Source organism: Bacillus sp. NP157 (assembly GCA_018889975.1).
Lineage (GTDB): Bacteria > Pseudomonadota > Gammaproteobacteria > Xanthomonadales > Rhodanobacteraceae > Luteibacter.
The window spans coordinates 3,593,291-3,607,033 of record CP076546.1 but is presented as its reverse complement, the minus strand read 5'-3'; the positions used below and the strand labels follow the sequence as shown (position 1 = coordinate 3,607,033).

Here is a 13,743-nt window from a genome sequence, read left to right as displayed (position 1 = left end):
CTAAGGCGCCATTTCATCCGCGTTTCCTCTTGGTTCGGGTGGGTTCGAGAGGATCCTCGACCGTCTGCCATGCGCCACCGGCGGCATGGCTCTTGAGCATCGCGTCGACCAGCAGGCTGTTCCGGTAGCCGTCGGCGAACGTGGGTAGTGCGATGGGTTTCGCCTTCGGCTTCGCGCCCGCGTGGATCCACGCGTAGGCGTCGGCGATCACGTTGCGGAAGGCGTCGGCCCAGGCTTCGGGATGGCCAGCGGGCAGGTGGGCATACGGCTGCGCGGACGGATCCAGCTGGGCGGGGTCACGGGTGATCACCGTGTTCGCCTTGTCGTGGCGGCCCAGCCAGAGCTCGTTGGGCTGTTCCTGGCGCCATGCCAGCGACCCTTCGCGCCCGTTGACCTCCAGCCGGAGGTCGTTCTTGTGGCCGGGGAGCACCTGGCCGACGGTGACGCAGCCGCGCGCACCATTGTCGAAACGAAGCAGCACGCTGGCGAGGTCTTCGCTGGTGATCCTGTGCTTCTTGCCGGCGCCCTTGCCCTTGCCGGCGAAGGCCTTCGCCGAGGTGTCGGCCGCTTCGCGCACGGGCACCACGGTATGCAGGTCGGCCAGCACTTCGGTGATCCGCGCGCCGGTCACGTGTTCGGCCAGGTCGCACCAGTGCGAGCCGATGTCGCCGAGCGCGGAGCTGGCGCCGCCCTTCGCCGGGTCGAGACGCCAGGTGTAGGCGTGCTCGTCGGTGAGCCAGTCCTGCAGGTAACAGCCGTGCACGAACACGCCCTTGCCGATCTTCCCCTTCGCGATCATCGCGCGTGCCTGTTGCACGAGCGGATAGCCGCGGTAGTTGAAGGTCACGACATGGGCCAGGTTCGCTTCGCGCGCGGCCTCGTAGAGTTCGCGCGCTTCCTCCATCGTGGCCGCCAGCGGCTTGTCGGAGATGACGTGCTTGCCGGCACGCAGCGCCGCGAGGGTCACTTCGCGATGCAGGTGGTTCGGGGTGGTGTTGTGCACGACGTGCACCGCGGGGTCGGCGAGGAGGTCGCGGTAGCCTGCGTAGGCCTTGTCGACGTTCAGCTCACGGGCCCGCCGGGTCGCGGACTCGAGGCTGGAGCCGGCGATGCCGACGATGTCGACGTTGCCGAGCCGGCGCACGGCATCCAGGTGATGCGCGGCGATGAAGCCCGGGCCCACGAGTCCCATGCCGAGCCTCATCGGTCGGCGATCCTGGCGCTTGTCGATATCGACTGGCTAGCCATGTCTTCCCCCGGAGGCGTCGATGCCACCGAAAATGTATTCGATTACATCCGCGCGCTGGATCGGCCGGAGGGCCTTCCATGTGCGTGGAATGGGCAGTTTCCCCGGGCGGCCTGCGGGTAGGGCGCCCTGAACATGCCAAGATATGTATCAGATGGGTGAAGAGACCTGCAACGATTTTATGTAATCCATTACATTGCAGTGCATCATTCGGAGGGCGTCGCCAGCGGGCATCGCCCAGGGCGCCACGGGCAGGCAAAGGGATGGAAAACACGTGAGTACCGAGGAATCAGGACGAAAGCGAAAAGGCGGCAAGGGCGCGCGCGCCGATGTTGCGCCGCAGCCTTCGCGCGTACACACGGTGAAAGAGATTGCCGCCATCGCAAAAGTTTCAGTGGCAACTGTTTCGCGTGCGCTGCAGCGTCCGGAGATCGTCAGCGAGGAAACCCGCCTGCGCATCCACGAGGTGGTCAAGCGCCTCGGCTACACGCCCAACGCGCTGGCGCGCAACCTGCGCACGGCGCGGACCCGGCTGATCGTCGCGCTGCTGCCCGACATCGCCAACCCGTTCTTCTCCGAAGTGATCCGTGGCATCGAGCAGGTCGCTTACGAGAAGGGCTATTCGGTGTTGCTCGGCGAAACGCAGAGCAACCTCGTGCGTGAGCAGGCGTACGCCGACATGGTCGCGGCGCGCCAGGCCGACGGCATCATCACCATGTCGCACCGAGTGCCGGCGATCCCCCTCCAGGGCCGGCTGCCCGTGGTCAACGCCTGCGAATACGTCAAGGACAGCGCGATCTCCAGCGTCTATGTCGACAACGTCGCCGCGGCAGCGTCGGCGGTGGACTACCTCGTTACCCTGGGACACCGCGAGATCGCCTTCATCGCCGGGCCTTCGTCGAGTCCGATCTGCGTCGACCGCGAGCAGGGTTACCACCTGGCGCTACGGCGCGCCAAGATCGCCCTCGACCCGGCACTCACCGCCGTCGGCGACTTCTCCATCGAGGCGGGCGAACGCGCGATCGAGATGCTGCTGATGCAGGGCAAGGCGTTCAGCGCGGTGTTCTGCTCCAACGACGAGATGGCCATCGGTGCGATGCGCGCGCTGGCCTCGCACGGACGGCGCATCCCGGAGGATGTCTCCGTCGTCGGCTTCGACGACATTCGTTTCTCTCGCTACACCTCGCCGCCGTTGACCACCGTCTCCCAGCCGAAGACCGCGCTGGGCCGCGAAGCGATGACGATGCTGATCGAGATCCTCAACGACCCCGAGGTGCCGCCGCGCAAGCGGGTACTGTCGGCCGAGCTGGTGGTGCGCGGGTCGACCGGGCCAGCGCAAGCGCGCTGACCGGGGCCGCCTGCTTCAGCGGGCGGGCAAGCGTCCGCTCCGCAATGGGTCGAGAAGTCCCTTCAGGCCGTTGTGGTCGAGCTCGAGCGACAAGGCGAGCAGGGTGCCCAATTGCCCCGGCGGAAAGCCCTTCCGGGCGTACCAGGCAAGGTAGGCACCCGGAAGGTCGGCGATAAGGCGGCCTTTGTACTTGCCGTAGGGCATGGCAACCGTCACCAGGCGCTGCAGGTCCTCGGGGTTCAGAGCGTCCAGCCCTGCCGGTATTCGCGGCGCAGGAATTGGTTGGCATCGGGCAGGTTGGTGATGCGCATGTTCTGCGCGTCGTAGTCGATGCGGCCACCGGCACGCAGCGACACGACGCCCAGCAGCATCACCTCGGTCAGCCGCGCGGCATACGAGAACGGCGAGGTGGTTTCGCCCTTGCCCTTGCAGGCATCGACCCAGTTCATCTCGTGCGAGGTCTTGATGCGCGCGAACTTCTGCGCCGGCGTGCCGACCGACTCATGCAAGGATTCCGGCAGCAGGCGCGGATTGTCGCCGTAGGTCTCGTGGACCAGCTTGCCCTTGTCGCCGACGTAGAGGACGCCACCGTCCCGCATCTGGCCGGCACCCAATGCTTCCAGGCCGGGCGGCAGCAACGCACCGTCGTACCAGGTCAGGCGCACCGGCGGCTTGCTGCCGCGGGCCGGGAAGTCGTAATACGTCATCGTCGCCGTGGGGTACGACTCCTTGTTGAACGGCGTCGAGACCGTTTCCACGGAGGTCGGGAAGCCGAGGTCGAGCGACCAGAACGGCGAATCGATCAGGTGCGCGCCCATGTCGCCGATGGCGCCGACGCCCCAGTCCACCCAGCCGCGCCAGTTGAACGGGTGATAGAGCGGGTGGTACTCGACGACGGGGCCGGGGCCGAGGAAGAGGTCCCATTCCAGGCCTTGCGGCTTGGGATAATTGCCGGCCATGGCGTTGGCCAGCCGGTCCATCACGGCATCCATGTCCCAGCTGGCGTCCGACGGCGCCGGTCGCGATTGCGGGCGCGGGATGCCTTGCGGCCAGTAGCCAAGCGGGCGATTGGTCCACGCGTGCACCTCGCGCACCTCACCGATCGCACCGGCATCGATGTACTCATGGATCAGGCGGGTGTCGTCCGTGGAATGGCCCTGGTTGCCCATCTGGGTGACGATCTTCGGGTTTTCCCGGGCCTTGCGCGCCATTTCGCGCGCTTCGAAGATCGACCAGCTCAGCGGTTTCTGTACGTAGACATGCTTGCCATGGGCCATGGCCGCGCTGGCGATCGTCGCGTGCAGGTGGTCGGGCGTGGCGATGACCACCGCGTCGATGTCCTTGCGCTCATCGAGCATCCGGCGGAAATCGGTGTAGCGCTTGATCGAGTCGTACTTGCGCGAGAGCAGCTTCACCTGCTCGATCTTGTCCTGCATTTCCCGGCGCTTCGCCGCGTTGGGTGCCTTGTCGAGCCTGGCCTGGGCCTGGCCGAGCTCGGCGAACATCTTGTGGAAGCCCTTGTCTGTGTAGGCCCAATCGACGTCGCACAGGGCGACGATGTTTTCGCTGGCCAGGGCGCGGATGTTCTGCGCGCCCATGCCGCCAACGCCGATGCCGGCGATGTTCAGGCGATCGCTGGGGGCGGTATGGCCGACGCCGCCGAGCACGTGGCGAGGGACGATCATCAGTCCGGTCGCGGCGATGGCCGAGCCGGCAAGGAAGTTACGGCGGGTGATCTTGGGTTCGTCCGACATGCGCGCTGCGATCTCCGGTGAGCGATCAGGAAGCGGTCGGGACGAAGGCCCCGGGTCCAGGAAGGAAGGTCGAGTTCTTATCGTAGATCGCCGCCGGATTCAACAAATGTGACCCGGGTCTGGTGAATGGAACCCCAGGGGCGCCGTGTAGAATCGAGGGCAATGCCTCACACCCGGTGCGTCTGTTCCATGGTCGACAAGAGCCTCACTGCGACTGACTCGCTGCCTGCCGAAGCCCGGGCACCGATACCGCGCGGCCAGAAGACCTTCCATGCGCTGGTCGAGAAGATCAAGGCGCGTCGCGCGAAGCTGGCCGAGTGGGAGGCGTACGGCGAAGAGTTCAACCGGAAGTACAGCGGCGAGTTCGTCCCGTTGCGTCGCAAGCTGGACGAAGTCCGCACGCAATTGCTCGTCAGCCTCGACCAGTCGCATGACCAGAAAGGGCTGACCAAGGCCGAGCGCGGCATCGTCGCGGACCTCATCGTGCATATCGCCGACCAGGTGTTGATGTCCGGCCCCGATCCCGTCGTGGCGGAAATCCATGAACGCTACAACCCTGCGGACCCCGAGGCGGAAGCGGCGGTGCGGGAGGAGATAAAGAATACGCTGCGCGAGGAATTCGCCTTCGACATCCCCGAGGGGATCGACATGAGCTCGCCCGACGAGCTCATGCGCTTCATCCAGGCCCAGCTCGACGCACAGGAGCAACGCGACGAGCAACACGGCAAGGCGGGCGAGCAGCACCAGGCTCGGCGCAAGCGAGCGGCCGAGCAGGCGAAGGCCGAAGAACGTGCGCGCGCCGAAGAAGCGAAGATCCACATGCCCCTTCGCGAGATCTACCGCAAGCTGGTGAGTGCACTGCATCCCGATCGCGAGGCCGACCCGGTCGAACGCGAGCGCAAGGCGGTGCTGATGCAGCGGGTCAACAAGGCTTACGCCAACCGCAGCCTGCTGGAGCTACTCGAGCTCCAGCTCGAACTGGAGCACATCGACCAGGCCGCGCTCAATAGCACGGGGGCCGAACGCCTCAAGCACTGGAACGCGGTGCTGAAAGAACAGCTGCACGGGCTCGACCTCGAGCTGGTCGAAGTGGACTCGGATTTCCAGATGCGTTGCGGGATGTACCCCGTTGGCCCGACCTCGCCGAAGATCATCAAGCGCAGGCTCAGCGAGTACACCGCCGACCTTCGCGCGCTCATCCAGGCCTTTGAGGACGACCTGCGGGTCTTCGACGACATCAAGCGGTTGAAACCGTGGCTCAAGGCGATGAAGTGGAATCTGAAGACGCTTGATTGATGGAGTTTTGCCGGAGGTGCTTCGACCTCCTGGCATGGCGATGACTGATCTTGCTTAAGCAGGGTAGAGGCTCTCACAAGCTGTCCAGAACCCACCCGAGTACGCGTTGCCGAGGCCAGCTTAGGCAGTCCGTTAGCCCCCGTCCGGCTCGGCGCCATCGTCTTTGGTCCAGCAAATGGAGTCGCGCTGTAACGTGGATAGCGCGAGCATTGGAGCCTGTGCTTCGCACAGGATGGCTCCGGACAAGTTGGCACCTTCAAACGTGCAGCCGGCGAAACCAGAGTGCCGAAGGTCGGATTCCGAAAGATCGGCGTCGGTGAAGTCGACGGAAATAAAGTGGGACGCGCGGAGATCGCATCTGGCCAACACGGCGGCGCGGAAGGACACGCGTTCAAAATCGTTCCAGCAGAGGAACGACTCGGAGAGATCGGTGTCGTCCAGGCGCGACTTGGCAACGAGGGATCGACTGATGAACGTTCGCGGCAGGGTGAGGTGGCTCAGTTCAGCATGTTCCACTTCGGTGCGAAAGATGCGCAAGCCCCAAGGATAATCGTCATTCGGATGCGGCATGCGCGACGGAAGCAAGGGAGGTTCTTCCCCCAGGTGATGTGGGAGGGCTTGCTGGGTGGACGTCTGGTAATCCGCACGGCTCATGGCGTCACTCATTCTATGGAAGTAAGGCCTGGCACCAGCGCGTCAACGCGCGCTCAGCGATACGAACGCCCGGAATAGCCATGCCGCGCCGATGACGCCGACAACGCACTGCACAAGCAGCAGGGCGTGTGCGCTGTAGTAGATCGTCCATTGCGTCGCGGCCGTCGCCTGCCTCAGGTCCAGCACGGCGACCATGCCGGCGTAACCAAGCCCTGCGACCTGGCTTGCGGCGGCGACGAGCAAGCTTCGATGCCGTGTCAGCCGATAGGCCCGCAACTGCAGGACTAGCAAGGTGGTACCCGTGGCGATTACCAGTGCGATCGACATCCAGGCGACGACATGGGGCATCTGAAACTCCTTTGCGATACGTCGCCACCCATGCGGTGGGTAGCCTCTGAATTGGGCCTCGCTCGCTCCCATGTTCAACCCAGCCGTTAGCAATGGCTCCAATGCCAGACCTTGCCCAACGGTCAGCTCTCTCCGCAGCTTCGGTCAGGTTAATCCGAATCCTGTTGGAATACATCATTCGGGCTGGTGGGCGCGTCTGCGGCTCCGCTGTGTGCGCCAGTCGTGTCAGAGAAACCCTACACCGCTTTCAGCTGAAACTGACATAGGACAGGCTGTAGGCTCGCCGCAAGTTTTCAACTGGGCGAGACGCTTTAGGCGCACTCGTCGGCGACACGAAGCGGGGTCGCTTCTACGATGTCACCGTCACTGTGCTCCGGGGACCGATAAATGATGCGCAACGCTCTTCATGCTGTCGCTTTGTTGGCCGTACTCGGCGCGACTGCCACCGCGTCTGCCAAGAACTATGAATTGTCGTTCAAGGGAATGGATGTTCACCCTGGAGATCGGGTGGTGGGGTTCGACATCAAGGGGGCCAATCTGATCCTGGACCAGGTCGTGCATTTCCCCAACGGCTGGAGTTTCAAGATTGAAACGGATCCCGCGGGAAACACAGAGATTTCTGGAGCGATCATAGTAGGCGCGGCCGCACTTTCGCCGTCAGAAGTCGAGCACGGTTGGATGTTCCGGGATCCGCCCGGAGAATCCGATGGACCCGCCGTGTTGTCGGGAACAATTAGCGTGACAAAGACGTTTGACGACGTCCGCGAAATTCCATTGGACAGTAAGATGCTCGTCGTGAAATCGCGCAAGTGATAACAGTTAGCTTCGCCAGAATTGCCACCATGGTTTGGCTCGGCGACGGATGTTGTTTGTCGAGTCTGTCACTTCTGTAACCGGCACGTCGTCGCCAGAGCGCGCTTCCTGCGCCTTCGTTCTTGCTTCGGTGAGGAAGCGCTCATAGATATCCTTGTGCTCGGGGAAACGCACCATGCCATCCTCGAAGACAGCCACGGCCTTGTCCAGCAAACCTAGCTTCATCAGGCATTCTCCCCGGGAAAAGAATGCCGCGTGTCCCGTGGGTTTGACCTGAAGCGAAGCTTCAAATCCGTTCAGTGCGGACGCGTAGTCGCCAAGCTCCATGTAGGTGAAAGCCCGGTTATCGATTGCTTCGTAGAACAAGGGGAAGATGTCGATTGCGTCGGTGTAGAGGCCGATGGCGCCGTGCCGATCTCCCGCTTCGCCGAGTGCGCACGCGCGCCGATACAGCTCGCTGGCTTGTGATACCAGGGCGCGCGCATCCCGTCCCGTCACGTCAACGTACCGCGGGAAATCCGTCAGCCTCAGGTATTCGTGAAATCCTACGAGTTCGGCATCGCGCACCGGCGTCGAGCAGAGCACGTCCCAGCCTGATTGATAGGCTTGTGCAGCGATCGGCGAATGCCATGCCACCACTTTCAGGGACTCGACGGTCTCGGGGGTGGGGCGTCGGGACGACTTCTCATAAAACAGGCAGTGAAAGACCGCACTGCCGTCTGGCCACGGGTCGATCGCAAGGATTTTCACGGTGGTCCATAAGTCATCATCCCCAAGGCCAACGAGAACATCGCCTGGATTCATTCCGCTCTCCCCCTATAGCTTTGATAAGGCTAACCCGATCCCTGGTCGGTAGCCACCTGGCTTGACATGGTTTTGTCATCCAGCCGACCTACGTTCGATTGCTCGACAGGCAACGAGCGATCAATCCCATGGATAATTCCCGACGCCGTTTCCTGGGCGTCGCCGGCGGCTTTGCCGGTGCATGCGTCTTCGTCGATACCTTGCGCGTGGCACGGGCGATGGATGCGCCGATGGCCATGCCGATGAAGCAACGGATGGTCATGCCGGGCCTGGCCGCGCCGAACGTGCCGTTGGTGAACCCGGTGACCATGGCAAGGTTCGTCGACGCACTGCCGGTGCCGAAGATTGCCCTGCCCACGGGAACGCGTGCCCACGCCGCGTTCGGTAGCCGGCTGTTGCCGTTCTACCGCATGCCGATGCAGGCATTCAGTGCCAGGGTGCACCGGGATCTTCCACCGACACCGCAATGGGGCTACGCAGGGTCAACACCGGGCCCCACGATCGTGACGCGCCGTGGCGAGCCTGTGCTGGTGGAATGGGCCAACGAACTTCCCACGCGGCATTTCCTGCCTATCGATCACGCTATCCATGGCGCGGAGAAATCGAAACCCGACGTCCGCACCATCACCCATGTACACGGTGCGCGCGTTTCCGCACCAAACGACGGCTGGCCCGAAGACTGGTACGTGCCGGGCAAATCGCTGACCGCCCTTTACCCGGGCGACCAGGATGCCACCACCCTGTGGTACCACGATCACGCCATGGGCATCACGCGGCTGAACATCTACGCAGGCCTGTTCGGCAGCTTCCATGTGCACGACGACGATGAGCAGGCCCTGGGCCTGCCCTCGGGCGAATTCGATATCCCGTTGATGCTCTACGACCGCCTGCTCGCCAGGAGCGGCGCGCTTTATTACCCGGTGTCGGACGATCCCGAGGCCCCCTGGGTGTCCGAATGCCGCGGGGACGCGGTGCTGTGCAACGGCAAGCTGTATCCGTATCTTGAAGTGGAGCCGCGCCGTTACCGCTTCCGGCTGACCAACGTGGCCAACACCAGCTTCTTCAACCTGTCGCTGTCGCACGGCAAGCCATTCCAGCAGATCGGCAGCGACCAGGGGCTGTTGGCAGCGCCCACGGATCGACTGAACATCGAGCTCTACCCGGCCGAACGCGCCGAGGTGATCGTCGATTTCAGCGCATACGCGGGCCAGTCGGTGCAGCTACGCCACCAGGCCGACGGCATCGTCGAGTTCCGCGTTCGCGCCAGAGGACGCCGCGATACGTCGGTGGTACCGGCCGCGCTGAGGCCGGTCCAGCGCATCGATCCCTCCACGGCGGTGCAGGATCGCGTGCTTGCACTGGGCGAGCAGGACGATTCCGGCGGCAATCCCATGACGATGCTGCTCGATGGAAAGATGTGGAGCGATCCCATCAGTGAAAAACCCAGGAAAGGCACGGTGGAAACCTGGGCGTTCGTCAATGTCACGGGTGACGCGCATCCCATCCACCTGCATCTCGTGCGATTCCAGGTCTTGGAGCGCCGTCCGTTCGATCTCTTCGCGTGGAACGCCCGCAAGGAACTGAAATTCACCGGACCATCGATCCCACCGGCCGCGCACGAAGCCGGCTGGAAAGACACCGTGCGTTGCGACCCCGGGATGGTCACCCGCATCATCACGCGCTTCGACGGCGAGCCCGGCAAATACGTCTGGCACTGCCATTACCTGGAGCACGAAGACAACGAAATGATGCGTCCCTACGAACTCGTCTGAAAACACGATTGTTCGCAATATCTTGCGTTGACACGTGAATGTCATCACGTCCTCGCGCATTGTCGCCGCCATGCCAACGATTCGTCACATGCGAAGCAGAAGCTCCTTGCGATCGACGGGTCACACACAACCGCAGTCGATACGCATCAGGGGGAAGGCTTCCGTAGGGAGAATCGCAAATGGTTACTTGGTTGCGCCGCACGCGGCTTTCGCCGCTGTTGATTGGTGCGCTTTCCGTCGGCCTCGGTGGCGTCGTCAGCGCGCAGGACACCACTCCACCCGACCATGATGCGCAGTTCCGCCAGAATGTGCCCGTGGCTCCCTTCAAGCCCCAGGCTGGCCCTCCCGGCGGCATCGTCGTATTGCACAAGCCGCCCCACGGCCAGGACAACAGCGACAACACCGCCACCCCGATCAAGCACGTGATCCTGCTGATCGGCGAGAACCGCACGTTCGACCACGTTTATGGCACCTACACCGCACCGAAGGGTCAGTCGGTGGACAACCTGCTGTCCAAGGGCATCGTCAATGCCGACGGCACGCCGGGTCCGAACGTGGACCTCGCCACGCAGTTCATGGCCTCGAGCACCGGCAAGTACGACATGTCGCCGAAGAAGGCCGGCAAGTACAAGACGCTTCCGCAGATGAACACCGGTGGTGCACCCACCGCGGCACCGTTCGCTTCCGCGGCGCAGGCCGAGGCGATCGAACCGGCTCTTCCCGATGGCACCTACGACATGCTTGCTGCCGGCGGCACGGGCCTGCCCAACGGCGTCGTCGATACCCGCTTCCCGGCCAAACTCGTCAACGCGCCGGTGGATATGCATGCGTCGATCAGCTACGACGCCTACGCCAACAGCCCCGTGCATCGCTTCTTCCAGATGTGGCAGCAGCTCGATTGCGACACCAAGGCGGCCACCGCCGCCAATCCCAGCGGTTGCCGCAACGACCTGTTTCCCTGGGTCGAAACGACCATGGGCGCAGGCAACAACGGCGCGCCGCTGCCGGCGAACTTCAACGACCAGAGCACCGGTGAAGGCTCCACCGCCATGCAGTTCCTGAACATGGCCCAGGGCGATGCGCCCTACTTCAAGGAACTGGCCCAGAAGTATGCGCTGAGCGACAACTTCCACCAGTCGGTGATGGGCGGCACGGGTGCCAACCACATCATGCTGGGCTTCGGCACCCTGATCTACTACGCCGACGCCAATGGCAACCCGGCCACCCCGCCGCAAAACCAGATCGAGAACCCGGACGCGCAGTTCGGTACCAACAACTGGTGGGTGCAGGACGGTTACGGCGGCGGTTCGTACGTCGAGTGCGCCGACGAAAGCCAGCCGGGCGTGAAGCAGGTCAGGAACTACCTGCGCTCGCTGCCGTACCTCTCGTTCAAGGGCACGGACTGCAAGCCCAAGGCCTACTACCTGGTGAACAACTACAACCCGGGCTACATGGGTGACGGCACGCCGGCACCGCTGGGCCCCGACCAGTTCACCATCCCGCCGACCACGCAGGAGAACCTGGCGCTGCTGCTGGAGAAGCACAAGGTTTCCTGGAAGTACTACGGCGAAGGCTTCGGCGGCGGCAAGGAAGACGGTGAGGCCGGCACCTTCTGCAACATCTGCGATCCCTTCCTGTACTCCACCCAGGTCATGACCGATCCCGCCCTGCGCGCCAAGAACCAGGACATCAACGACCTGTACGACGACATCCAGAACAACACGCTGCCGGCGGTGTCCATCGCCAAGCCGGACGGCATCCTGGATGGTCATCCGGCCTCGTCGAAGCTGGACCTGTTCGAAGGTTATGTGCGCAAGATCGTCGAGATGGCCCAGGCCAACCCGAAGGTCTGGGATGACACCGTGATCATGGTGACCTTCGACGAAGGCGGTGGCTACTACGATTCCGGCTACATCCAGCCGATCGACTTCTTCGGCGACGGTACGCGCATCCCGCTGCTGGTGGTGTCGAAGTACTCGCAGGGCGGCAAGGTCGTGCACACGTACTACGACCATGTCTCGTTCGATAAATTCGTCGAGGCCAACTGGAACCTGAAGGACCAGATCTCCGCCCGCAGCCGCGACAACCTGCCTAACCCGGTCTCGTTCAAGGAGCGTCCGTACGTGCCGGTGAATGCCCCGGCCATCGGCAACCTCATGGACATGTTCAACTTCGCCAGGAAGGATGTCCGCGATACCGCAGCGATCGTCGACTGATCGCCCACGGTTCACTCGATACCGACCTTGCCCGCGAAAGCGGGCAGGGTTTTCGTGTTGCAAAGGAGTCAGATGATGCACAAGTTTTTGCAGCTCACCGTTGCGGCCGCCGCGTGTGCACTTGCCATGACGGCGACCTTGCCCGTTCGTGCGGATCCCGGCGACTTCGGCGCCATGCCGGGGCTATGGAAGATCCTGGTCAGGCACGTGGTCAACGGCAAGGCGGGTGCGGCGGAAGTGCACTGGCACTGCGTCGATGAAGGTGCCGACCCGTGGACCACTTTCGCAGCGTGGACGCCGGCCGAAGGCGAGTGCACCGCCACGGACCAGCAACGCCGCAGCACCTCGCTGGCATGGAAGCTCACCTGCAAGGGAACATCGACGGCTTCGGCCCACGTGGATTTCGATAGCGCCAAGCACTACACGGGCAGCGTCACGGTCGAGGGTCGCGGCGAGATCACCCACGTGGAAGGTACCCGTTACGCTGCCTGCACCAGTCCGCAGGATTGATTCGGCGTATCGGGTGCGCCGAGTGGTTCGCAGTCGTCGGTCACCGCTGAAACGTGGTGGGCCCACCAGGATTCGAACCTGGAACCAAGGGATTATGAGTCCCCTGCTCTAACCGTTGAGCTATAGGCCCCTCGCGGGAACGGGAGTGTACCCAATCGCTCGCCGGAGGAAACTCGGCCGTGCGGGGCACGCCGTGCGCACCCGCCATGCCCGCGCCGGCCAGCGTGCAACGCCGATAGGGTAAACTGTCCGCTTTTTAGCGACTTAGCATGGCGCAAGCCCATCCACGACCCGCTGTCCGGGGATCGACCTTCGTGCGCCTGCTGGCGCGCATGGGGGAGGTCGACGCGGCACAGCCAAGCGGTTCCCTGCCAGACCGCCTGAGCCACTGGCTCAGCTGGACGCAGTCGCTTGCCCTGTCGTCGGCCCTGGACGGGCAGCCCGCGCCGCTGGACGACGATATCGCCCTGGGTGAGACGCCGTCGGAGGCCCTGCTCGAGGGCGCCCGGTCCGCCCTCCTCGAGGCCGTCAACGACGAAGCCAGCTGGGCGCGCGCCCGCAGCCGCGCCATCGCCCGCGCCGGTGCCGTCGAAGGCGACGCCGTGACCCGGGTGGACTACTCCGCCCTGCGCGAGCGCTACCTGCTGATGCAGCGCTCCATCCAGGGCACCACCGGCAAGTTGCGCGGCCAGCTGCGCGACCACCTGGCCGCCAGCTCCCCCGAGCTCGCGCGCCTGGCCGAGGTGGATGCCGTGATGGAAGGGGCGCTGAGCCCGCGCGAGCAGCGCCTGCTCGGCGGCGTCGCCAGCATGCTCGAATCCCGTTTCGACAAGGCGAAGAAGGTGGCCGAAGCAAACGCTGGCGCCACCGCCGCCTGGCTCGATGTGTTCATCCAGGAGATGCAGGATGTCCTGCTCGCCGAACTGGACGTACGTTTCCAACCGCTCGAAGGGCTGATCGCCGCCCTCCGTAGCCATTGACT

At 63.9% G+C, this 13,743-nt stretch carries 13 protein-coding genes and 1 tRNA gene; 7 read left to right on the top strand and 7 right to left on the bottom strand.

Annotated elements, in window-relative coordinates; all coding sequences use genetic code 11:
* Positions 1-13 precede the first annotated feature (13 nt).
* Positions 14-1,192: a Gfo/Idh/MocA family oxidoreductase gene (locus KPL74_16565; protein ID QWT19346.1), complete on the bottom strand. Its 1,179-nt coding sequence runs from the start codon at positions 1,190-1,192 to the stop codon at positions 14-16.
* Positions 1,193-1,640: 448 nt separating this feature from the next.
* Here KPL74_16565 and KPL74_16560 point away from each other — a divergent pair, with 448 nt between their 5' ends.
* Positions 1,641-2,594, top strand: coding sequence for a LacI family DNA-binding transcriptional regulator (locus KPL74_16560; GenBank protein ID QWT19345.1), 954 nt, complete (start codon positions 1,641-1,643; stop codon positions 2,592-2,594).
* Between the two features lie 15 nt (positions 2,595-2,609).
* On the opposite strand, the gene KPL74_16555 is transcribed toward KPL74_16560, so the two are convergent.
* Both KPL74_16555 and KPL74_16550 read right to left on the bottom strand, forming a co-directional pair.
* Positions 2,610-2,798 carry a DUF3820 family protein gene (locus KPL74_16555; protein ID QWT19344.1) on the bottom strand — a complete coding sequence of 63 codons (189 nt, stop codon included), beginning with the start codon at positions 2,796-2,798 and terminating at the stop codon, positions 2,610-2,612.
* A 35-nt stretch (positions 2,799-2,833) separates the two neighbouring features.
* A complete protein-coding gene (locus tag KPL74_16550) occupies positions 2,834-4,348 on the bottom strand; it encodes a Gfo/Idh/MocA family oxidoreductase (protein QWT19343.1) in 1,515 nt (504 codons plus the stop codon).
* Positions 4,349-4,537: 189 nt separating this feature from the next.
* Between KPL74_16550 and KPL74_16545 the strand changes: the two genes are divergently transcribed.
* Positions 4,538-5,644, top strand: a complete 1,107-nt coding sequence (locus tag KPL74_16545) for a hypothetical protein (protein ID QWT19342.1) — start codon at positions 4,538-4,540, stop codon at positions 5,642-5,644.
* 132 nt (positions 5,645-5,776) lie between these two features.
* Here KPL74_16545 and KPL74_16540 read toward each other — a convergent pair whose 3' ends face one another.
* Both KPL74_16540 and KPL74_16535 read right to left on the bottom strand, forming a co-directional pair.
* Positions 5,777-6,298 carry a pentapeptide repeat-containing protein gene (locus tag KPL74_16540; protein ID QWT19341.1) on the bottom strand — a complete coding sequence of 174 codons (522 nt, stop codon included), beginning with the start codon at positions 6,296-6,298 and terminating at the stop codon, positions 5,777-5,779.
* Between the two features lie 42 nt (positions 6,299-6,340).
* Positions 6,341-6,646: a hypothetical protein gene (locus KPL74_16535; protein QWT19340.1), complete on the bottom strand. Its 306-nt coding sequence runs from the start codon at positions 6,644-6,646 to the stop codon at positions 6,341-6,343.
* A 387-nt stretch (positions 6,647-7,033) separates the two neighbouring features.
* Here KPL74_16535 and KPL74_16530 point away from each other — a divergent pair, with 387 nt between their 5' ends.
* Positions 7,034-7,459 carry a hypothetical protein gene (locus KPL74_16530; protein QWT19339.1) on the top strand — a complete coding sequence of 142 codons (426 nt, stop codon included), beginning with the start codon at positions 7,034-7,036 and terminating at the stop codon, positions 7,457-7,459.
* A gap of 6 nt (positions 7,460-7,465) precedes the next feature.
* Here the strand turns inward: KPL74_16530 and KPL74_16525 are convergent, their stop codons facing one another.
* Positions 7,466-8,263: a tetratricopeptide repeat protein gene (locus tag KPL74_16525; GenBank protein ID QWT19338.1), complete on the bottom strand. Its 798-nt coding sequence runs from the start codon at positions 8,261-8,263 to the stop codon at positions 7,466-7,468.
* 302 nt (positions 8,264-8,565) lie between these two features.
* Between KPL74_16525 and KPL74_16520 the strand changes: the two genes are divergently transcribed.
* The 3 genes from KPL74_16520 to KPL74_16510 all read left to right on the top strand — a co-directional run bounded on the left by KPL74_16520 (position 8,566) and on the right by KPL74_16510 (position 12,761).
* Positions 8,566-10,035, top strand: a complete 1,470-nt coding sequence (locus KPL74_16520) for a multicopper oxidase domain-containing protein (GenBank protein QWT22633.1) — start codon at positions 8,566-8,568, stop codon at positions 10,033-10,035.
* Between the two features lie 179 nt (positions 10,036-10,214).
* The gene (locus KPL74_16515; GenBank protein QWT19337.1) at positions 10,215-12,251 is read left to right on the top strand and encodes a hypothetical protein; all 2,037 of its coding nucleotides are present in this window, start codon (positions 10,215-10,217) and stop codon (positions 12,249-12,251) included.
* A 75-nt stretch (positions 12,252-12,326) separates the two neighbouring features.
* A complete protein-coding gene (locus tag KPL74_16510) occupies positions 12,327-12,761 on the top strand; it encodes a DUF3617 family protein (GenBank protein ID QWT19336.1) in 435 nt (144 codons plus the stop codon).
* 54 nt (positions 12,762-12,815) lie between these two features.
* Here the strand turns inward: KPL74_16510 and KPL74_16505 are convergent.
* Positions 12,816-12,891 (bottom strand) — tRNA-Ile (locus KPL74_16505).
* Positions 12,892-13,030: 139 nt separating this feature from the next.
* Here KPL74_16505 and KPL74_16500 point away from each other — a divergent pair.
* Positions 13,031-13,741, top strand: coding sequence for a DUF3348 domain-containing protein (locus KPL74_16500; GenBank protein QWT19335.1), 711 nt, complete (start codon positions 13,031-13,033; stop codon positions 13,739-13,741).
* Positions 13,742-13,743 lie beyond the last annotated feature (2 nt).